The sequence below is a fragment of the Mediterraneibacter gnavus ATCC 29149 genome (genome assembly GCF_008121495.1).
In the GTDB taxonomy this organism is placed as follows: domain Bacteria; phylum Bacillota; class Clostridia; order Lachnospirales; family Lachnospiraceae; genus Mediterraneibacter; species Mediterraneibacter gnavus.
Map to the genome: position 1 here is coordinate 476,040 of NZ_CP043051.1, position 21,797 is coordinate 497,836.

The 21,797-nt window shown below is 44.2% G+C and carries 22 protein-coding genes; 3 read left to right on the forward strand and 19 right to left on the reverse strand.

Translation table 11 applies throughout. The features are described 5' to 3' along the window. Positions 1 to 20: 20 nt before the first annotated feature. The 6 genes from FXV78_RS17785 to FXV78_RS02380 form a co-directional block, all read right to left on the reverse strand. A complete protein-coding gene (locus tag FXV78_RS17785; protein ID WP_004843492.1) occupies positions 21 to 170 on the reverse strand; it encodes a hypothetical protein in 150 nt (49 codons plus the stop codon). Positions 171 to 187: 17 nt separating this feature from the next. Next, positions 188 to 868: an orotate phosphoribosyltransferase gene (gene pyrE, locus FXV78_RS02365; RefSeq protein WP_009244911.1), complete on the reverse strand. Its 681-nt coding sequence runs from the start codon at positions 866 to 868 to the stop codon at positions 188 to 190. A 221-nt stretch (positions 869 to 1,089) separates the two neighbouring features. After that, on the reverse strand, positions 1,090 to 1,260 hold the full coding sequence (locus tag FXV78_RS17790) for a hypothetical protein (RefSeq protein ID WP_004843494.1): 171 nt from the start codon (positions 1,258 to 1,260) through the stop codon (positions 1,090 to 1,092). Then, the gene (gene aroE, locus FXV78_RS02370) at positions 1,238 to 2,107 is read right to left on the reverse strand and encodes a shikimate dehydrogenase (RefSeq protein WP_004843495.1); all 870 of its coding nucleotides are present in this window, start codon (positions 2,105 to 2,107) and stop codon (positions 1,238 to 1,240) included. Before aroE ends, FXV78_RS17790 begins: the two co-directional genes overlap by 23 nt. Before the next feature lie 19 nt (positions 2,108 to 2,126). Continuing rightward, positions 2,127 to 4,046 (reverse strand): oxidoreductase, encoded by a 1,920-nt coding sequence (locus tag FXV78_RS02375; RefSeq protein ID WP_004843496.1) that lies wholly within the window; start codon positions 4,044 to 4,046, stop codon positions 2,127 to 2,129. A 33-nt stretch (positions 4,047 to 4,079) separates the two neighbouring features. Beyond that, the gene (locus tag FXV78_RS02380; RefSeq protein ID WP_004843497.1) at positions 4,080 to 4,727 is read right to left on the reverse strand and encodes a sugar phosphate isomerase/epimerase family protein; all 648 of its coding nucleotides are present in this window, start codon (positions 4,725 to 4,727) and stop codon (positions 4,080 to 4,082) included. Positions 4,728 to 4,773: 46 nt separating this feature from the next. Between FXV78_RS02380 and FXV78_RS02385 the strand changes: the two genes are divergently transcribed. Beyond that, complete coding sequence (locus FXV78_RS02385; RefSeq protein ID WP_004843498.1) at positions 4,774 to 5,658, forward strand: LysR family transcriptional regulator; 885 nt, start codon at positions 4,774 to 4,776, stop codon at positions 5,656 to 5,658. A 60-nt stretch (positions 5,659 to 5,718) separates the two neighbouring features. Here the strand turns inward: FXV78_RS02385 and FXV78_RS02390 are convergent, their stop codons facing one another. Genes FXV78_RS02390 through FXV78_RS02405 form a run of 4 tightly spaced genes read right to left on the reverse strand, consistent with a single transcriptional unit; the run spans position 5,719 to position 9,691 of the window. Continuing rightward, complete coding sequence (locus FXV78_RS02390) at positions 5,719 to 6,621, reverse strand: dihydroorotate dehydrogenase (protein WP_004843499.1); 903 nt, start codon at positions 6,619 to 6,621, stop codon at positions 5,719 to 5,721. Beyond that, a complete protein-coding gene (locus FXV78_RS02395) occupies positions 6,621 to 7,415 on the reverse strand; it encodes a dihydroorotate dehydrogenase electron transfer subunit (RefSeq protein ID WP_004843500.1) in 795 nt (264 codons plus the stop codon). The genes FXV78_RS02390 and FXV78_RS02395 overlap by 1 nt, the downstream gene beginning before the upstream one ends. Before the next feature lie 19 nt (positions 7,416 to 7,434). After that, positions 7,435 to 8,361, reverse strand: coding sequence for an orotidine-5'-phosphate decarboxylase (gene pyrF, locus FXV78_RS02400; protein ID WP_039959890.1), 927 nt, complete (start codon positions 8,359 to 8,361; stop codon positions 7,435 to 7,437). 52 nt (positions 8,362 to 8,413) lie between these two features. Further along, positions 8,414 to 9,691: a dihydroorotase gene (locus FXV78_RS02405; RefSeq protein ID WP_004843502.1), complete on the reverse strand. Its 1,278-nt coding sequence runs from the start codon at positions 9,689 to 9,691 to the stop codon at positions 8,414 to 8,416. Between the two features lie 203 nt (positions 9,692 to 9,894). Between FXV78_RS02405 and FXV78_RS02410 the strand changes: the two genes are divergently transcribed. Both FXV78_RS02410 and FXV78_RS02415 read left to right on the forward strand, forming a co-directional pair. Continuing rightward, positions 9,895 to 10,077, forward strand: a complete 183-nt coding sequence (locus tag FXV78_RS02410) for a hypothetical protein (RefSeq protein ID WP_004843503.1) — start codon at positions 9,895 to 9,897, stop codon at positions 10,075 to 10,077. Between the two features lie 13 nt (positions 10,078 to 10,090). Beyond that, positions 10,091 to 10,351 carry a spore coat protein gene (locus FXV78_RS02415; protein WP_004843504.1) on the forward strand — a complete coding sequence of 87 codons (261 nt, stop codon included), beginning with the start codon at positions 10,091 to 10,093 and terminating at the stop codon, positions 10,349 to 10,351. Positions 10,352 to 10,402: 51 nt separating this feature from the next. Here FXV78_RS02415 and FXV78_RS02420 read toward each other — a convergent pair whose 3' ends face one another. The 9 genes from FXV78_RS02420 to FXV78_RS02460 all read right to left on the reverse strand — a co-directional run bounded on the left by FXV78_RS02420 (position 10,403) and on the right by FXV78_RS02460 (position 21,732). Then, entirely contained in the window at positions 10,403 to 11,836 is a 1,434-nt protein-coding gene (locus FXV78_RS02420) for a 6-phospho-beta-glucosidase (protein WP_004843505.1), read from the reverse strand. Positions 11,837 to 11,860: 24 nt separating this feature from the next. After that, entirely contained in the window at positions 11,861 to 13,741 is a 1,881-nt protein-coding gene (locus FXV78_RS02425) for a beta-glucoside-specific PTS transporter subunit IIABC (protein WP_009244928.1), read from the reverse strand. 257 nt (positions 13,742 to 13,998) lie between these two features. Beyond that, complete coding sequence (locus tag FXV78_RS02430; protein WP_004843507.1) at positions 13,999 to 14,862, reverse strand: MurR/RpiR family transcriptional regulator; 864 nt, start codon at positions 14,860 to 14,862, stop codon at positions 13,999 to 14,001. Positions 14,863 to 15,008: 146 nt separating this feature from the next. Beyond that, positions 15,009 to 16,877, reverse strand: a complete 1,869-nt coding sequence (gene ftsH / locus FXV78_RS02435; protein ID WP_023923934.1) for an ATP-dependent zinc metalloprotease FtsH — start codon at positions 16,875 to 16,877, stop codon at positions 15,009 to 15,011. Between the two features lie 226 nt (positions 16,878 to 17,103). Beyond that, the gene (locus FXV78_RS02440; protein ID WP_004843510.1) at positions 17,104 to 18,507 is read right to left on the reverse strand and encodes an alanine/glycine:cation symporter family protein; all 1,404 of its coding nucleotides are present in this window, start codon (positions 18,505 to 18,507) and stop codon (positions 17,104 to 17,106) included. A 105-nt stretch (positions 18,508 to 18,612) separates the two neighbouring features. Next, positions 18,613 to 19,146, reverse strand: a complete 534-nt coding sequence (locus FXV78_RS02445) for a hypothetical protein (protein WP_004843511.1) — start codon at positions 19,144 to 19,146, stop codon at positions 18,613 to 18,615. Then, the gene (locus FXV78_RS02450; RefSeq protein WP_004843512.1) at positions 19,137 to 19,778 is read right to left on the reverse strand and encodes a DnaJ domain-containing protein; all 642 of its coding nucleotides are present in this window, start codon (positions 19,776 to 19,778) and stop codon (positions 19,137 to 19,139) included. Before FXV78_RS02450 ends, FXV78_RS02445 begins: the two co-directional genes overlap by 10 nt. Then, entirely contained in the window at positions 19,759 to 20,616 is an 858-nt protein-coding gene (locus FXV78_RS02455) for a DUF5685 family protein (protein WP_004843513.1), read from the reverse strand. Before FXV78_RS02455 ends, FXV78_RS02450 begins: the two co-directional genes overlap by 20 nt. Positions 20,617 to 20,745: 129 nt before the next feature. Beyond that, complete coding sequence (locus FXV78_RS02460; RefSeq protein WP_004843514.1) at positions 20,746 to 21,732, reverse strand: diaminopimelate dehydrogenase; 987 nt, start codon at positions 21,730 to 21,732, stop codon at positions 20,746 to 20,748. Between the last annotated feature and the right edge of the window lie 65 nt (positions 21,733 to 21,797).

Below are 21,797 nucleotides of genomic sequence, written 5' to 3' on the forward strand. Positions count from 1 at the left end.
TACTCCCCCGTTTTCCACAGCTAAAATGTAATCTCGCTCTTATTTTTCAACAGACGTGCCCCATTGACAATGGCGATAATTCCGGCTGTCACGCCTGTTACGATCGTAATGATTCCGATCACAATGCTTCCTGCTCCTGCCTGACTCATTGTTTTATATGCCTTCTCCATCTTCTTTCACTCCCCGCTTACTTTGCACCATACATTTCATAATATGCATCAATTGCCGCTTTTAATGTATCATCAATGATCACTTTTCCTTTATATGGTCTGTTGTAGAGGTGTTCTACGACTTCTTCCATTGTTACGATTGCTGCGGTGTCAAAGCCATACAGCTCTTTCACTTCATCCAATGCACATTTTTCTCCGCCTTTTCCGACTTCCATACGGTTTAATGACACCATCAGTCCGACGATCTCTACATCGGCAGCACCTTTTACTTTCGGAACTGTCTCTTCCATAGATTTTCCGGATGTTGTTACATCCTCGATCATCACAACACGGTCTCCGTCTTTTAATTTACTTCCAAGGAAACTTCCCTTGTCTGCACCGTGATCTTTTTCTTCTTTGCGGTCTGAACAGTAACGCACTTCTTTTCCGTATAATTCGCTGTATGCGATTGCAGTTACAACTCCAAGCGGGATTCCCTTATAAGCAGGTCCGAATAACACATCGAAGTCATCGCCGTATTTATCGTGAATTGCCTTCGCGTAATACTCACCCAGCTTTTTCAGCTGAGAACCTGTTACATATCCGCCTGCATTCATAAAAAACGGAGATTTTCTTCCGCTCTTCAATGTAAACTCTCCAAATTTTAATACATCACTGTCTACCATAAATTCAATAAATTCCTGTTTGTATGCTTCCATCTTCCTTAAACCTCCATATTTATGGACATCTGTATGCCCCTGTAATCTGTTAAATCTTCTCAATTTTATCATAATTTTTCGGTTATTTCAATTTTTTATCAGCCGCAGTTAAAATCTCCTGAATTTTCTTCCCGGAAGCTGCCCGTATAAAAACAGGGAGACTACTCATATCACGGATAATCTCCCACCGGACAGTTCACCAGAAAGGACGTTTCACACTTTTATAAAATTCCAAACCAAAACAAAAATTCAACATACGCTTGATCTAAGTTCAGTTTCTCTGCTATTTTTTCGATGTTCATTCCTTTTCCAAGCTCATTTCTGATTTGTTCTATATCATATTCCATGTTGCCCGGAATCCTTTTTTCCTTATCCTCGAAAAAATCTTTCATACACTTCCTCCGTAGGCATGCTCTCTCCTGTAAAAATCCGGAAAGCAGCTTCGCCCTGCCATAGAAGCATACCAATTCCGCCCAGTGCAATTTTGCAGCCTGCTGCTTTTGCCTCCCGAATCAGTTTTGTTTCTCTTGGATTATAAACCGCATCTGCAACTACAAAATCCGGCTGGAATACGGATACATCTTTGATCAACGACTCATCCTCTGCCGGTTTCATTCCTGACTTGGTTGCATTCACAAGGATATCACTTTCTTTGATTTTTTCATATAATTTCTGGCTGTCTTCCAAAGGATATACCTCTACAGTTACACCAGGAACCTTGTTTTCAATTTTTCTTGCCGTATTTTCTGCATTCGCATAAAATTTATCCTTACAATTGAAAATATAAATCTTCTTTGCCCCTTCCAATGCGGCCTGAACCTGGATCGCAGTAGCTGCTCCCCCTGCACCCATAACAGTGATCACTTTATCTTTTACATCTGCACCGTGCTCCTTGAGATTTCTCACAAATCCGATTCCATCCGTATTATGTCCATGAAGCTTTCCGTCTTTTACCACAACTGTATTGCAGGCACCGATCAGTTCTGCTGCGTCAGAAAGCTCATCTGCCAGCTCTGCCACCTTTGTCTTGCATGGCATGGTCACATTAACCCCTTTACATCCAAGTGCTTTCAACGCACTGACTGCCTCTTCTGTCTTGTCAAGATCCACGTCAAATGCCAGATAAACATAATCCTGTTCTGTCTTCTGAAAACTGTAATTATACATTGCCGGTGAACCGGAATGTCCTACCGGTGAACCGATCAGGCAAAAAAATCCTGTTCTTCCATTAATCTCCATAACAATTCTCCTTTCTTTCCTAAATCATCATTGCTGTTTCGAATGCTTCCTTCGTAGCATCCATCGCTCTTCGCGCACGAACTGAATCTCCTATCACAAATACTTCTTTTGCAAATACTTTGATTTCCTGGCTCAGAGGATCATAATTACGGTATCCCATTGCAAGCACCACAGTATCCACCTGCTCCACACGACCTTCTGTTCCATTCTCCAGAACATAAGAGACACCATCCTCATGAAATTCTGTCACTTTTGCACCTGTAATCCCCTGTACCTGATACTCATTCAGTTCTTTCATCAGGAATTTTCTATGTTCCGGGATCACATCTGCGCCTAATTCGTCACGGAGTTCCACAATTGATACCTGATGTCCCAGTTCTCCAAGGAAATCCGCCACTTCACATCCTACCATGCCGCCTCCGACTACCAGAACACGTTTTCCCGGTTTTACATTTCCTTCCAGTACATCTGCTGCATGTACTGTCTTTTCAATTCCCGGAATCGGCAGCATGAGAGGTTTGGAACCTGTGGCAACAATCACCGCATCCGGCTTTTTCTCCCGGAGCAGCTCCGGTGTTACGGACGTATTTAATTCAATCGTTACTCCCTGTGCCTTACAGTTGTTGATGTAACTGCAGATCATGCCATTAATACATCCTTTTCCCGGGGGATAAGCTGCCAGACGCATATTTCCGCCAAGCATCTCTTTTTCTTCGTATAAAGTCACATCATGTCCTAGAAGCGCACATACATATGCCGCATATAAACCTCCCGGTCCTCCGCCGACAACGACAACTTTTTTCTTCTGTTCTGCCAGATCAAGCTCGGCTTCTCTTCCTGCCAGAGGATTGACCAGACAAGTAATTGCTTCTCCCCGGAACATGTTTGGCACACATCCCTGCAGACATCCAATACACGGCTGGAGTAATTCCAGTTCTCCGTCCTTTGCCTTTCGCGGAAGCTCAGGATCTGCGATACTCTGACGGCCAAAAGCAATCAGATCCGCCCTTCCTTCTTCTACCATCAGCTCTGCATACTGTGGTTCCGTATAACGTCCTACTGTAATCACCGGGATCTTAACCGCCTGCTTGATTTCTGTCACACAGCCAGAACTGAATCCCTCATGAAGAACGCTTGGCCCCCACATATATTCATCATGCAGGTGCACTGCTCTCGATACATGAAGCGCATCTACACCACATTCTTTTTCCAGATAAGATGCAACTGCAGCTGCATCCTGCGGTGTCTGACCTCCCACCACATCGTCCGAACCATTGATTCTGCAGATTACAGCAAGTGTTCCACCTGTTTTTTTACGGATATTTTCTATGATCAGTTTTGGAAGACGCATACGATTTTCAAAGCATCCGCCAAATTCATCCTGCCGTTTATTGGTTCTTTCAGAGATAAAAGAACTTACAAGATATCCATGGGCACAATGTACTTCCACTGCATCTGCTCCCGCCTGTTTCGCCCGCAAAGCCGCATCTCCGTAAGCCTCGATCAGCCGGTACAATTCTTCCGTAGAAATTGCTTTTGGGATTTCTGTCTTCACAGAGGCAGGAATACTGCTTGCCGATTTTAACGGATACCCCGTCACCTTGGAGTTTCCTTCCGGACCTGCATGCTGAAGCTGAATGGAAACCTTCGCCCCTTCCTTATGACAGGCTAAAATAGCCTCTTTAAAATTGCTGACGGTATCATCGGAAAACAGACACGGCTTTCTGGGACCTCCCTTTGCCTCCTTGTAGACAACCGTTGCTTCAAATGTGATCAATCCAAATCCGCCTTTTGCTCTCGCCCCGTAATATGCTGCAGAACGTTCACTCATCTTCCCGTCTGTATTCGCAAAATTATTTCCCATCGGACTCATCACAAACCGGTTAGGGACTGTCATATTTCCGATTTTGACCGGTTGAAACATTGCCTCAAATTTCATCGTTGCTTTTCTCCTTCCCCAATTTCTATGCTTCTAAAATCTCCGGCCAGGAACTTTCCAGCACTTTTTTGTATTTTCAAAATTGAATCTTGCAGCTTCCTCAACACCCCGGGCAAGAATACTGTCACTGATCACTTCTACTCCGAATGCACGCGGCTGTACACCTTTTTCCTTAAGCATTCTGCAAAAAGCTGCCGTATCTCCACATCCTGTTCCAGGTGCCAGACGATCATGCATAGACTCATCTCTCAACACATTTTCTGCATACGCTCTCTCATATACATCATTGATCTGAACAGAAACGATCTTATCTGCCGGAATTCCTTCCAGAACACAAAGATCGATCAGCTGGTTTGCTCTGAGCCAGTGCCAGGAATCCAGAATGATCTTTGCATTTTCACATTCACTTGCTTTTACAATCTCCCAGGCTCTTTTTACATTTGGAATGCCGCTGTATGGCATCGGTTCTACTCCGATCACAAGACTGCCCGCTCTGCCGCATAATTCTTTCAGTTTTTGAGCTGTGTGCTCCACAGAATATGTTTCCATCAGACCACAGTTAATATGGGAAACGCCAAACAGCTCACACATATGAAAACACATCTGTTCTTTGTATTTCTGTTCGTAGCTTCGATTGTCTTCTGCCCACTGAACGATATATTCCACTTCAGTTACCTGCATTTCATACTTCTTAAGAATTTCCAGGATATCCTGGAGGAATCGTCATATGAACTTATATCAGCTTCGCTACTTTTCTCTGCTGGCAAAGACCGGACATTTTCGAAAAACCGCAGAACAATTGTGCATTACCCAGCCAAGCCTGAGTCATTCTATCTCCTTATTAGAACAAGAATTGGGGGGCACTTTATTTGAAAAACAGGGACGGCGTTCTGTACTCACTCCGAAAGGATCTCAATTTTTGAAATATGTAGAAAAATCACTGGACGTTCTTGATGAAGGGATTTTAAATATGCGTCACATCGCAATGGGCGCAGGAGTCATTGAATTAGGCTTTCTTCGAACACTGGGTGTAGGATTTTTGCCCGAAATGGCACATCGATTTTTAGAAGAACAAAAAGAAAAGACCATTCAGTTCAAATTTCACACAGGCATTACTGCTTCTTTGCTCGAAGGTCTTAAAGATGAAAAATATGATATTGTCTTTTGTACAAAACGCGAGAATGAACCTGATATCCATTTTATTCCTGTTTCTAAACAAGATCTTGTTGTGATCGCTCCGAAAAATCATCCGCTTTCCGGACACGAATCAATAAATCTGAAGGAACTGGCTCCTTATCCCCAGATTTATTTTTCTCAGGCCTCCGGTCTGCGAGGTATTGTTGACAATTTGTTTCAAAAAATACAGGTGAAGCCCCAGATTGCGTATGAAATAGACGAGGACATCGTAATCGCAGGTTTCGTTTCGAAAGGATTCGGGGTGGCAGTCGTTCCATATATGACAGACCTTCTCAGAATGGATGTAAAAATCATTCAGATCTCCTACCCTGACTGGGAACGAAAGTTTTATATGGCTGCTCTGAAAACACACCATATGACACCTGTCGTAAAGAACTTTTACGACTATGTCACAACAAATTACGGCATCCTTTAAGGAATGTCCGCACACATGAAAAAAGGATGTGTCACTTTTTTCACACCCTTTTTCGTTCTGCTATTTTACAATTCCAACCATATCCTGCACGCTTGCAAAATGGTTCTGTTCCATATATCTCGCAATGCCATCCACAATCTCCATGGTCACATTCGGATTGTAGAAATTCGCAGTTCCCACGGATACTGCACTCGCCCCGACTAAGAGCATCTCGATGGCATCCTCAGCCGTCTCGATTCCGCCCATACCGATGATCGGCACATTCACTGCATTGGCCGCCTCATATACCATGCGGACCGCGATCGGATGAATGGCCGGACCGGAAACACCGCCGGTCTTATTTGCCAGTGCAAAGGTCTTCCGATTGATATCGATCTTCATTCCTGTCAGAGTATTGATCAGAGAAATAGCATCTGCCCCGCCGGCTTCTACCGCTTTTGCCATCTCAGAAATGCTGGTCACATTCGGACTCAGTTTCATGATAACCGGCTGTTTTGCATATTTTTTCACTGCTCTTGTGATTTCTTCTGCTGCCTTTGGGTTCTGTCCGAATGCAATTCCGCCTTCTTTGACATTCGGACAGGAAATATTGATCTCCAGCATATCCACATCTTCATTCGCCAGGCGTTCTACCACTTCACAGTAATCCTCTGTGGATCTTCCGCATACGTTGACAATAATCTTCGTATCGTACTGACGCAAAAACGGGATATCTCTCTTACAGAATACATCAATTCCCGGATTCTGCAGTCCAATGGCATTCATCATTCCGCTGTGGATCTCCGCAACTCTCGGTGTCGGATTTCCCGGCCACGGCACATTTGCCACTCCTTTTGTAGTGACTGCGCCCAGACGGTTCAGATCTACAAATTCACTGTATTCTTCCCCTGATCCAAATGTTCCGGATGCCACTGTCACCGGATTGTTCCACTCTACACCTGCAATCTTTACCCGCATATCCATTACAGTTCCACCTCCGTTGCCAAAAATACCGGTCCGTCTTTGCAGACACGTTTGTTGTGTACATGGCTGTGATCATCCACTTCCTTCGACTGGCAGACACATCCAAGACAGGCTCCGATTCCGCACGCCATTCTCTCTTCCATGGAAATGTAGCACTCGATTCCTTTCTCCTGTGCATACTGCTTGATCGCACGCAGCATCGGAGTCGGACCGCAGGCATAGATCACATCTGCTTCCAGACTGTCCGCTGCAACTGCATCCATAACGTTTCCTTTTGTTCCTGTACTTCCATCTTCTGTCGCAATATAAAGTGTTCCATTTGCTTCCATCTCTTTTGTCAGAAACGTCTCACTTCGATATCCCATCACAAGCTGACACTCGGTCTGATATCCGGCTGTTAACTGCTTTGCCAGCTCCAGCATCGGCGGCACACCAATCCCGCCGCCAAAAAGCAGCGCTTTTTTTTCTTTTCCCGTTTCCAGATCAAAACCGTTTCCAAGCGGTCCCATGACCTCCAGTGAATCGCCCGCTTTCATCTGTGAAAACTGCTTTGTTCCGGTCTTTTCTCCTGTCACGCGGTACACCACGCGCAAAGCGCCCTTTTCTTTGTCAATCTCACACAGACTGATCGGTCTTGGAAGCAGTTTTGCTCCGTCATTTGTATACATGGAAATAAACTGTCCCGGAACCGCTTCTGCAGCCACAGGCTCTGCTTTCAGCCACATACTGTAAATATCTTCTGCGATCTTCTCCTGCGAGATGACCACTGCTGTCATTTTCTGTTTCTTAGACATGAATCTTCCTCCCCGGTACTTATCTTGCTTCTAATGCGCCCTGGATATCTGCAACCATCGCTTCAACTGCAGCTCTGGAAGCATCTCCGAAATTCTCTGCTCCGAATTTTGCATAAGCTTCCTGCTTGTAAGCCGCAATGATTCCTCTGGATGAGTTTACGATCGCACCCAGTCCGTCTTCATTGAAGAAGTGTACCAGATCTTTGCCCTGTCCGCCCTGTGCACCATATCCAGGTACCAGAATGTAAGATTTTGGCATCACTTTGCGAAGCACTTTTCCCATCTCCGGATATGTGGCTCCTACAACAGCTCCGATATAGCTGTACTCGTCACCCATACAGTCAGCGCCCCACTGTGCTACTTTTTCTCCAACCAGCTCGTACAGTGGTTTTCCGTCGATCAGCTGATCCTGAAATTCTCCGCTGGACGGATTGGATGTCTTCACAAGAATAAAAAGACCTTTTTTGTGTTCTTTGCAGACATCGATGAACGGATTCACCCCGTCAGAACCAAGGTATGGGTTCACTGTTGCAAAGTCCTCATCAAATGGAACGTACTCTTTGCTTCCCACTTTAACGCTTCCCAGATGTCCCACTGCATACGCTGCGGAAGTAGAACCGATATCTCCACGTTTGATATCTCCGATCACCACCAGATCTTTGGATTTACAGTAATCCACTGTCTTTTTGAACGCCTCGATTCCCGGAACTCCGAACTGCTCATACATCGCGATCTGCGGCTTCACTGCCGGAATCAGATCATATGTCTTGTCCACAATCTCTTTGTTAAACTGCCAGATTGCTTCTGCCGCCCCTTCCAGTGTCTCTCCGAATTCAGCAAATGCTTTTTTCTGCACGTGCTCCGGAATGTAGTTTAACATCGGGTCCAGTCCCACCACGATCGGTGCCTTTGTTTCTTTGATTTTTGCTACCAGTTTGTTGATCATTTTTTCTTCCTCCCTGTTCTCTAAAAAGGGACAGAACATGCTGTCTGTCTCCTTATTTTTCGTATACGATCTTTCCGTCTGCTAATGTACAGCAGACTTCTCCCTTAACTTCCCATCCGTCAAACGGTGTATTTTTCCCTTTGGATGCAAACGTATCCACATCGATCTGATATTCTCTTCTCGGATCAAATACTACAATATCTGCTTTTTTACCGGCTGAAACACTTCCTCTGTCTTTCAGTCCCAGGATCTTTGCCGGATTATAGCTCATCTTTTCTGCCATCTGCATCACTGTGAGCACTCCTTTTTCCACCAGCTCTGTATAAGTCAGGCATGCACTGGTCTCCAGGCCCACGATTCCAAATGCTGCCTGTTCCATTGGCTTATCCTTCTCAGACATCATATGCGGTGCATGATCTGTGGAGATCACATCCATCACTCCGTCTTTTAATCCCTGTCTGAGCGCTTCCACATCTGCTTTGGAGCGCAGCGGCGGGTTCATCTTCCAGATTCCATTGTTCTCTGGAATATCCTCATCTGTCAGAATAAAATGATGCGGACACACTTCTCCTGTCACCTTCAGCCCTGCTTCTTTCGCATCTTTGATCATCCGGACGCTGTCTGCTGTCGAGCAATGGCACAGATGCAATGTGGCATCCAGCTCTTTTGCAATCAGGATGTCTCGTGCCACGATCACATCCTCCACCGAATTCGTGATCCCTTTTACGCCCAGTTCCTCTGCACGCTTTCCGGCATTCATCACGCCGCCTTCTACCATGGAAATATCTTCGCAGTGTGAGAAGATCAGCAGATCATTCTCTTTTGCTTTTCGCATGGCTTTTCGGAACAAAAAGGCATTCATGACAGATTTTCCATCTTCGCTGAGTGCATAACAGCCTGCCTGTGCCATCCCTTCGATATCCGAGAGTTCTTCGCCGCACTCACCCATAGTCATGGAGCCCAGCTGTATCACGTGTACCAGAGATTCCTCCTTTGCACGTCTGTGAACCTCTTCTACTTTTTCTTTTGTATCGATCACCGGTTTCGTATTCGGCATCGCACATACTGTCGTCACACCGCCTCTGGCTGCTGCCATTCCTCCGGTCGAAAGTGTTTCCTTCTGAGTCAGTCCCGGATCTCTCAAGTGCACATGCAGATCGATAAATCCCGGCATTACATAACAGCCTGACGCATCGATCACTCTGTCAGCTTCAGCCTGCAGATTTTTTTCTACTTTTTCGATATCAGTATCACGCACAAGCACATCACATACTTCATCCACACCTGTCAACGGATCCACAACATGTCCATTCTGAATTAAAATCTTCATACAGTACTTTCCTTTCTTTGTTGATTCTAAAGAGCGAATTTCCCTTCACTGAAAAAATCACATATGTATATTTATAATAACATAAAACAGGGGAACTGCACAACAAAAAGAAAAAGCGTGTTGTAAAATACATACTTTTTCCCGATCCGGAACATACTATTTCGCGAAACACAAATCTAAATTTATGCAAAGGAGACATTACCATGACAGAAATTTCAATCTTAGATCTGCAGAATCTCCGTCATCTGATCGGAGGATACTCTACGACTCACTGTAAAATGACAGATTACGCCGCACAGGCAACAGACCCGCAGGTAAAGCAGTTATTTCAGGAAGCTGCCGATTCCGCACTCAAAAACAAACAGGATCTGATGAAATTTTTATAAGGGGGATTTGAAAATGGATGAAAAGACAATGGTATCTGACGCCTTGGTCGGAGTAAACGGAGAATTGAAAATGTTCGGAGATATGATACCGCAGACAGAAAACAAAGAACTGAAACAGTGCCTCAAACAGATTCGAAACCAGTGTGAAATGTCACAGGAAAAACTGTATCAGGTAGCACGGGAAAAAAGCTATTACGTGCCTGCTGCAAAAGCAACCCAGCAGGAAGTTGATCATGTAAAATCCATTTTGACACAGCCTAAAATGGGACTGTAGAAGAAAAAAGTACAGTGGCCGCAGATTTTTGCAGCCACTGTACTTTTTCTTCTACAGTTCCTCCCCGTTTGTCTCAATCACGCGACGGAACCATGCAAAAGATTTTTTCTTATAACGTTTTCCGCTTCCAGTTCCATCATCATTTTTATCAACATAGATAAATCCATAACGTTTTCTCAATTCCCCTGTTGTAAAGGATACCAGATCAATGCAGCCCCAAGGCGTGTACCCCATCAAGTCTACTCCATCCAGTTCTACTGCTTTTTTCATCTCCTTTATATGTGCCCTCAGATATTCGATCCGGTAATCATCATCACAGGTTTTATCTTCTTTTAGAACATCGATTGCCCCAAATCCATTTTCCACAATAAACAGTGGTTTTTCATAGCGCTCATACAGGGAAACAAGTGCATACCGAAGTCCCACTGGATCGATCTGCCATCCCCAGTCACTTGCTTTTACATATGGATTAGGAACAGAATTTGCAGAGCTTCCATCCAGTGATTCCGTCGTGTCTTTCTGTACATCTGCTTTGACTGCATTGGTCATATAATAGCTGAATCCCAGATAATCACAGACACCTTCCGCAAGGATCTGTTCATCTCTCGGTTCCATCACCGGTGCTGTATTTTCCCGCTCCCATTCTTTCTTTGCAAACGCAGGATAATGCCCTCTCATCTGCACATCCGCAAAATAATATCTTTCATGCATACATTCTGCTGCTGTCATAATATCATCCGGATTGCAGGAATATGGATAAAACGGGACAAACGAACACATGCATCCAATCCGAAAATCGGGATTGATCTGATGTCCTTTTTTTACAACCATAGCACCTGCCACCATTTCATGATGTGCCGCCTGATACATAGCTTTCTTCTTGTTTTTGTACTGTGAAAAGAGAACCCCGGAATCTGTCCATCCGAAAATATCCGCAGACGTATTGGTCTGGTTATTAATCTCATTAAATGTCATCCAATATTTAACTTTCTCTTTGTAACGTTCCATGACTGTAACTGCATAACGCACGAAACAATCAATCACTTTTCGATTCACCCAGCCTCCGTATTCTTTTGCCAAGTGATATGGCATTTCAAAGTGGCTCAGTGTAATGACCGGTTCTATGCCATACTTTAAAAGTTCATCAAACAGATCGTCATAAAATTTCAGTCCTTCCTCATTCGGGATCAGTTCATCACCATTTGGAAAAATACGTGTCCACGCTATACTGGTACGGAAGCACTTAAATCCCATTTCCGCCATCATAGCAATATCTCCTTTGTATTCATGGTAAAAATCAATCGCTTCGTGATTTGGATAATACTCGCCTTCAATGACTCCTTCTGTGATTCGGCGCATCATTTGATTGCTGCCCCCAGTCATCACATCCATCACACTAATCCCTTTTCCACCTTCATTCCATCCGCCTTCCAGTTGATTTGCAGCAACTGCACCGCCCCATAAAAACGTATTTGCTAATGCCATCTTATATCTCCTCCTATTTTCTCTCTATATTCTCTGTACTTTCAACAATGCATTCTGACGCTCTACCTGCTTAAAGGCCACTGTCTCAATCTCTGAGAATTCGTAACTATTCGTAACGATTACAGGGGTTGTCACTTCATAACCGGCTTTTTCAATCTCTTCTTTTTCAAATTCCAGAAGAAGCTGCCCCTTCTTCACCTGTTCTCCGTCCTGCACATATGCTGTAAATCCTCTTCCCTGAAGTTTAACGGTATCCATCCCCACGTGAATCAGAATCTCAATTCCTGACGTACTCTCGATTCCTACTGCATGATGACTCTCCAACAGTCCGACTATTTTTCCGTCGAATGGTGCATATATTTTCCCTTCTTCCGGCACGATGGCACATCCTTTTCCCATCATTTCTCCGGAAAAAACTTCATCATGTACTTCACTCAATGGGATTACCTCTCCCCTCATCGGGCTGTCCACAATTTCTTCTCCACAAATTTCCTCATTTGTGCTGCCTTTTTCTGTGTCAGACTCCTCTTTTTCTTTCGGGTCTGCAAATCCTACAACCTGAATCAATACGATTGTCAGAACAATTGCCACAGCACATCCAACTGCTTCTCCTACAAATGACATCGGTGCATCCTTGCTGATGGAATTTACCACTGTCAAAAGGCTTGGGAGTCCTGCATATGCATAATAAGCAGAGTGGAAAAAGCTCATCACAACTGCTCCGACGGCTCCTCCGATACATCCACAGATAAACGGTTTTTTCAATCGCAGTGTCACCCCATAGATTGTTGGCTCTGTAATTCCGAAAATACCTGTGATTCCTGCTGATAACGAAACACTTTTCATTTCTCTGTTTTTAGATCTGATAAATACGCCAAAGGCTGCCGCAACCTGAGCAACGACTGCAATGGTCTGAAATGCCTGAAACGTATCAAATCCCTGCATATCAAAATTAGCAAGAACAACTGGTGTAATTCCCCAATGTACTCCAAAAATTACTACCACTTCCCACAAGCCTCCGATGATGGCTCCTGCCAGGGCTGGCGCGGTATTTGCAAGAAAATTATATCCATTTGCAATTCCGTTTGCCGTAATGGAAGATACAGGACCAATCACAAGAATGGTTGCGGGAACCATAATCAAAAAGCAGATTAACGGTGTTAGCAATGCTTTTGCTGCTTCTGGCAGTTTCTTTTCTAAAAATCGTTCCAGATAGGACAATACCCAGACCAGAAGTAATGGAGGCAATACTGTTGAAGTATAGGTTGTCTCAGACAGTTTGATTCCCAAAAAACGGATTACTTCTCCATCTGCAATCCGGGCCGCCATACCCGCCCAGTCCGGATTAACCAATGCACAACAACATAAAACGGCGATAAACGTATTACATTTAAAGTGCTTGGATGCGGTAATTGCAATAAAAATCGGAAGAAATGTAAATGGCGTCCATGACATAAAACTCAATACCGCATACGTCCCAGTTCCTGCAAAAGATGGAACTGCCATATTGACCAGGATCAACGCCCCCTGCAGAAGTCCCGCTGCAGCCAGAATATATACAAACGGTGCAAACACAGCTGACATTGTTGCAATCACTTTATTCATGACACTCTGTTTCGGCTGCTCCACCTGAAGATTCTCTGTATCCAGATGCAGTTCTTCTGCCACCGCATCATATACCTCTCCCACATGAGTCCCGATTACAACCTGGAACTGTCCGCTGTTTTCCACAACTGTAATTACTCCCGCCATTGCTGCAACTTTCTCTTTTGCCTGTTCCGGCTCTTCCTTTAATACCAGTCTCAATCTCGTTGCACATCTTGTGGCATTGACAATATTTTCTTTTCCGCCCACTTCACAGATAATGTCATGGGCCAGTTTTCGATAATCTCTGATCTGTGCCATCTCGTTCTCCTCCTTGTTGTACAGAGTCCTTTGCGCGCATCCACTCTCTTCTTTTGATGAAATTACTATATAGAATTCTCGTTTTTCTTTCAATATTTTTACGGATTTTGTTTTTTCATTTCACTTTTTCTGAAACCAACAACAAATCCAGTGCAACAATGTTTCACATATAAAAAAATACATTCTGTTTTTGTGCAAAATCAACAATTCCCTTTTAGCTATTTTGCATAACTAAAAGGGAATTGTTAATTCCGCGTTTAAGATTCTTCATTTAAGCCCCAAAGACTCTTCTCTCCCGCTTTCTCATATTTTTGATTCAAGACCAGATTATCCTGATATTTTCTGCTAAATTCCAACCCATACAAAATATCCAACAAGTATTTACCCGAAGCAAAAAACATGGACATCCAGAACTCTTCTACTTTTTCAGAACCGGCCGCCACCAGTACTTCATCCGCATATCTGGCAATGATACTATCACCATCGGACACTACTGCAACCACTCTTGTCCCATTTTTTCTCAACAACTTTTCAATCTCCGCCAACCGTTCATTCCGTCCTGTATGACTCAAAATAATTGCCACATGACCATCTGACGGCATATTTGCATGTAATCCCTGAATATTCGTTGCAGAATAAACAGCAGATCTTTTTCCCGCATGAAAAAGCAGGGAACATCCATATTGTGCTAGATTTACATTCATATCATAAGCATAGAAATCCACAGACCGTGCCTCTGCGATCAGTTTTCCAACACGCATAAGCTGGCTATACGAAACTTCCTTTTGTGTCTCCATTACCGCCTGTTTCTGAATTTCTGTGATTTTCCGAACCATAGTCACAACATTTTCCCGCTCGGACATCATAATTTTCTCCTGTTTTTCGTCCAGATATCCATCCCTCAGTTCACTGACAAACTTAATCTTAAATTCCGGAAACCCTTTCACGCCCAGCTTCTGACAAAACCGTGTCACAGAAGCCGCACTGGTAAAGGTCTGATGCCCCAGTTCTCTGGATGACATATTTTCAATGGTCTCCGGATGTTCCAAAACAAATCGTGCAATATCCTTCTCTCGTTCTGTAAAATCCTGCGCCTGCTTTAACTGCTGGATCAATGACATGTTCTTTCCTCCCGTTCCTTAATCTTGTTCTTATCTTAACGCAATTACAAAAACACCGTCAATCTATATACACAAAGATTTTTAATAATTCATGCACAAAAAAATCAGAAAACAGTCTGTCTGACACATTTTCTGATTTTTCTCTGTTATACCGTTGTATCTTCTGAAGCATTCTCTTCACAAACCAATTTTTTTGCCTGCAAGATCTGCATAAACTCTTCTCCTGTGATGGTCTCGTTTTCATACAGATACTTGGCAAGTTCATGCAGCTTCGTCTCATTTTCTTTTAAAATCTGAAGTGCTTTTGTATGTGCCTCTCTCACGATCTCTACTACCTTGGCATCGATCTTCGTCTGCGTCTCCGGAGAACAGGTCAGGGATGCATCCCCTCCCAGATACTGATTCTGGATCGTCTCCATCGCCACCATATCAAATTCATCACTCATACCGAACTGAGTCAGCATGGCTCTTGCCAGCTTGGTGGCCTGCTCAATATCATTGGATGCGCCTGTTGTCACTTCTTTGAAAACCAGCTCTTCCGCTGCTCGCCCGCCGGTAAATGTAGTGATCTTGTTGAGCAATTCCGATTTTGTCATAAGGAAATGCTCTCCCTCATCCACCTGCATGGTGTATCCCAACGCACCGGAGGTACGTGGAATAATGGTAATTTTCTGAACCGGTGCGGAATCCGTCTGTTTTGCCGCAACCAGTGCATGCCCGATCTCATGGTAGGCAACTGTCAGTTTTTCTTTCGTAGACAAAATCCTGTTTTTCTTCTGATATCCGGCAATCACTGTCTCTACACTTTCTTCCAGATCTTCCTGCATGGTCACTTTACTTCCGCGGCGTACCGCCCGAAGAGCCGCTTCATTGACAATATTGGCAAGCTCCGCTCCGGAAGCCCCTGCAGCCGTTCTTGCAACTGCTGCAAAATCCACATTATCAGAAAGCCGGATTTTCTTTCCATGGACTCTTAAGATTTCTTCCCTTCCTTTTAAATCCGGGAGTTCTACCGGAATCCTGCGGTCAAACCGTCCCGGACGCAGCAGCGCCGGATCCAGTGAATCAGGCTGGTTGGTCGCCGCCAGGATCACAACGCCTTTCGTGCCGTCAAATCCATCCATCTCTGTCAAAAGCTGATTCAGTGTCTGCTCTCTTTCATCATTTCCGCCGATATTTCCATTTCGCTTCTTCCCGATGGCATCAATCTCATCAATAAACACGATACATGGTGCCTTCTCATTCGCCTGTTGGAATAAGTCCCGCACTTTCGCAGCCCCCATACCAACAAACATCTCCACAAATTCCGAACCGGAAATCGAAAAGAACGGAACATTGGCTTCTCCCGCTACCGCTTTTGCAAGCAGAGTCTTACCGGTTCCCGGAGGTCCCACAAGCAGAGCGCCTTTTGGCATAGCTGCTCCCATCTCCCGATATTTATCCGGATCATGAAGATAATCCACGATCTCACTTAGCAGCTCCTTTGCCTCATCCTCTCCTGCCACATCGGAAAACTTAATCCCGTTGCTGGATTTGACGTAAATTTTTGCGTTGCTCTTTCCACCTCCGAACATCATAGAATTCATCGGATTTGCTCCGCCGTTCATCTTCGACATCATCTTCTTGGATAACCATCTGCCAAGCATGATAAAAATCGCGATCGGCAGAATGTAACTCAGTAAAAAGTACAGGATTGGAGACATCTCTTCTGTAATCTTAGAAGAAAAGTCTGCCCCGGAATCATATAGTCTGTCTACCAGACCCGGATCATCCATAACACCGGTCTTATACATCTTCTCTTCACTCTTATCCGTAAAGATGATCTCCCCGCTGTCAATGTTGACCTTTCCAATTTCCTTGTTCTCTGTCATTTTCATGAATGTATTATAGTCCACTTCTTTTACAGAATGCTTCAGTACATTCGGGAATACCAGACTGTTCAGCAAAACCATAATTGTTGCTACGATCAGACAGTAATATAAAAATGGCTTCTTTGGTGATTTTACTTCCTGCATATCATTCTCCTTCCCCGCCACATATGTAACTTAAGTTAGAATGTAGTATAGTCGAGCTGTTTTCAGAAGTCAAGCAAGAAACCCGTACCTTTCTGAAATTTCATTTTTATTTTATGTTTCTTTTATTTTTACGTAGTATTCCCTCTCTTAACGCGCGTTTTTCCTTATTTTATCCACATATAAAACAAGCAGCTGCATCACTCTTCTGATGCAGCTGCTTGTTCGACTATTTCCAGCAGTCTGTATTTTTAATTCCTACATTCTCTGCTTTAAATACCGGATTTTTTCCGGCCTTTTTCTGTGTTTCGTAATCTTTCAATACTTTCAGAGCAATGTTGCCCAAAAGCAGAATTGCGATAATGTTGACGATCGCCATACATCCCATCGTAATATCTGCCAGATTCCATACCAGTGAGAAATCTGCCTGTGCGCCTAAGAATACTGCCAAAAGGCATGTACAGCGGAACACGAACAGTAAAACCTTATTATTCTTGATAAACAAAATATTGGATTCTGCATAATAATAGTTACCGATCAGACTGCTGAATGCAAACGCAAAAATGGATGCCGTGATAAAGTGGATTCCCCATGTTCCCACATTTGCAGAAATCGCTTTCTGCACAAACGGAATTCCATCCAGAACGCCCGCCTCTCCCTGAACACCGGAAAGAAGCAGCATCATTGCAGTTGCCGAGCAGATCAAAAGCGTGTCGATAAATACAGAAATTACCTGTACCATCCCCTGTTTTGCCGGATGGCTTACAGATGCACTTGCTGCAGCATTCGGCGCGCTTCCCATACCTGCCTCGTTGGAGAACAGACCTCTCTTGATTCCGATCACAACTGCGCTTCCAGCCAGGCCGCCCATAATCGCCTGAACATCAAATGCTTCTGATAAGATCATTGCCAGTACGCCCGGAAGCTGCGGAAGATGTGTCACGATCGTAAAAAGTCCGATCAGAAGATATGCACCTGCCATGATCGGCACCATTACAGACGTAATAAATCCGATACGATGCACGCCTCCGAAAATGATCAGACCGGTTCCGACTGCCAGAATCAAACCTACAATCATCGGATAACTGCTCTCACTGTATCCCGGAATATAATATTCCAGAGCAGAAGACATATTATAAGACTGCAGACCATTGAATCCATAAGCAAAACAAATAATCAGAAGCACGGAAAAAAGCACTCCCATCCAACGTTTTCCAAGCGCCTTCTCCATATAGTAGGAAGGACCGCCACGGAAGTCTTTTCCATCCTTTGTCTTATATACCTGTGCCAGTGTACTTTCGATAAATGCAGAAGCACCTCCGATTACAGCCATCACCCACATCCAGAAGACCGCTCCCGGTCCGCCTGCCGCGATAGCAGTCGCGATTCCTGCGATATTTCCTGTTCCGACACGGGATGCTGTGGAAATCATAAGCGCCTGAAAAGATGAGACCTGTTTCTTCCCATCTTCCACCTCCGCTTTTTCCGTAAGAATCCGAAATCCTTCTTTCATCAGACGCACCTGTGCAAACCGTGAACGGATTGAAAAGTAAAGTCCGGTTCCCAACAACAGAAACAACAGCAGGTACGTATACATCAGATCATTGATCTGCCCTAAGATGTCATTTAACATATATTTCCTCCTTTTCTTCTATTTCGCTGTCACATTTGAACATGCGTAATGTCGATAGTATACCAGAAAATCCACACTTGGGCAATATCCTATCAAATAACTACACTAATTCAACAGCTTTCCCCGGAACTTATTCCATATATGAACCTGAACATATTCATAAGCCCGGTCATAAATCCAGACTCCCACCTGTCCTGCTGCCAGAACAGCCAGAAGCAGTCCACCGGAGAGTTCTTTCATGAAAAGAAATTCCTGAAATATCAGAACCATTGGAATATACATCAAATTAAACACCACATATTTCATCACCCAGAAAATCCAGGATTTCTGCATCTTTTCACTGCTTTTACCCAAAAATCGCCAGCTGCCTTCCGCTGCCAGGATGTAAAATCCCATAGCGGCAAATGAAATTACATAAAACTTGTTCGGTGTGACCAAAAATCCGAGCAGGATATCTGCCAGATAAAAAGCCACTCCCGCTTTCATCCCGAATTCACGGATGATGATCCCCACAAAATAGGAAGCTGCCGCCAGTAAAAACAGCGTATTGGTCTCGATCACACTTCCCAGTGCCATACAGACAACAGAAAGTGCCAGAAGCAGTCCGCTAAATGCGGTCATTCTCGCTTTTACATGCATGAACAAAGATCTCCTCCCATACATTCACACAGCGTATCTGCACACCAGAGATCACAGCACATGTTCCCCGTTCCACAGCTCTGTCCGCCGGCTCCATATCCGCCTCCGTATGGATTGCTCTGATATCTTCTGCTGTTCCAGTCCAGCTGGTTCAACAACTGACGATACTGTACATTATTCGGTTCCATATTGACTGCCTGTGCCGCATGCTCTCTTGCAAGTACGTTATTTCCGATTCCTGCATTGGCAAACCCGCTGGCATAATACCACATCGCATTGCGGTTCGGCATCCGGTCAAGAAGATTTAGCGCTTCCCTGTAGTTTCTGCTGTTGATATAATTGAACACTGCCTGCATCTCTGCGTCCTGTGGTCCGTTGTATGTGTTATTGTAAGAATTCCCGCCATAGGAGGAATTTCCGTAGGAATATCCTCCTCCCTGCTCTCTCTGGCGCATGATCTCATCATATGCTTCCTGCACTTCTTTGAATTTTTCTTCCGCCAGATCTGCAAGCGGATTGTTCACATTTGCATCCGGATGATACTTTCTTGTCAGCTCCCGGTATGCTTTTTTTATCTCATCATCTGATGCATTCTGAGGAACTCCCAGCACGTCATAAGGATTCTTGCTCATTCTTTTTATTTCCTTCCTCTAACTTTTTCTTCTGAATTTTATTATAACGATTCCAGACTCCATCATACAGGATATTTCTTAAAATGTCCACATCCAAAAGGCATGGCAGCTTCTCAAACTCGGCGCTGCACTCTGCGATCATCATACAGAGGATCTGCCGGATCTGTTCTTCATAATCTGCTCTTTCATGCAGACTTTTCAGTGGATTGTAACACTGCTTACGAAGATCCTCTTCCAGATCTTCATAAGCATCCATAATGTAAATATATTTTCCCAAGAAAAATCCCATGCGCCGCAGTGTCTCTTCCCACATATCTTCCTTATATACAAACAGATCTGCCATCAGTCTTCCAAAGCAGCCTGCTGATCGGTCGATCTCCTGACTGTTCTCTTTTTCACAGTCTGAGAGTTCCTGCAAAGACTCCCTGATTGCTTTACTCTGCCTTGGATATTGCTCCGCAATCTTTTCTGCCTTTTTCTTGAGCAGTCCGCCCCCTAACAGACCGCTTACTTTCTTCTCATCTGCCCAGTCATCTTTCATATGGTAATATGCAAGCAGAACGTTCATATCTGCTGCATACTGTGTAATCTCATTCTCGATCATCGCCTGCTTCTTCACCGGATGCGCTTTACATCTGTGCTGATTCATCCGGTTTTTTGCCTCATACAAGGATGCCAGCAGAATAATCGCAAATGTCATATCATAAGTCAGCGTCATCTGTCCCATCGTCCCGTAATCCTCTTTTAATTTCCGGCAGAGTCCGCAATAATATGCCTTATATTTTCGCAGATCTTTCATCTTCAGCTCCGGTTCGCAGATCGTCACATAGCCAAACATGATTCACCTCTTCTTTCATAACATTTCCAAATACATGATGCTATCTATTATACTCATTTCCTGCAAAAATGTACAGAAAAACAGACAGACACTTCAAAAAAGCATCTGCCTGTCCTTCTTACAGTCGTTTTATAACATTTCTGCACGCAGTTCTTCTGCACTCTTCGGACTTAAATATGCCGGAGCAATGTCAAATACCGTCTTGCATCCTGTCTGTCCTTCTTTATGCAGGCGATATGCTGCTCTTGCATATGCCAGAATTACAGAAGAAGTAAATTCCGGATTGGAATCCAGTTTCAGACTGTATTCGATCAGATGTTTGTTTTCTTTTTCCCAGCCTGTCACACCACTTCTGAGTACAAATCCTCCGTGCGGGATTCCACTGTGATTTGCTTTTAATTCTTCCTCGCTGATAAAATGTACCGTTGTGTCATAATCTGCAAAGTAGTTCGGCATTGTCTTGATTTCCTCTTCCACTCTTGCAGCATCTGCGCCTTCCTCCAGCACAACAAAGCACTCTCTTGTGTGTTTCTGGCGTGTAGTCAGCTCCGGATTTTCACCGTTTCTTACTGCTTCCAGTGCAGACTCTACCGGAATTGTATACTGTTTTGCGTCTTTTACACCTGCGATCCGACGCACTGCGTCAGAATGTCCCTGGCTGACACCTTTTCCCCAGAACGTATAGTCTTTCCCTTCCGGAAGTACTACATTTGCATACAGTCTGTTCAATGAGAACATTCCCGGATCCCAGCCCACAGAGATAATTCCGATGTGTCCGCCTTTTTTTGCAGCTGCGTCTACGTTTGCAAAGTGCTCCGGAATCTTTGCATGAGTATCAAAACTGTCTACTACATTGAACATCTTCGCATATTCCGGTGTCTGTACAGGAAGATCTGTCGCACTTCCTCCACACAGGATCATCACATCGATCTTATCTTTCCAGTCAGCAGCATCTGCAATGTTGCACACTGCTGCTGTCTCTGTCAATATTGTCACGTCTTCCGGATTTCTGCGGGTAAATACAGCCACCAGTTCCATATCCGGATTCTGTCTGATCGCGCATTCCACTCCGCGTCCCAGATTTCCATATCCTAAAATACCAATTCTAATACTCATCTTTTTTTCTCCTTTGCACTTTGTATTTTGTTACTTATTATAATCTCCATGTTCTATTTTTCAAG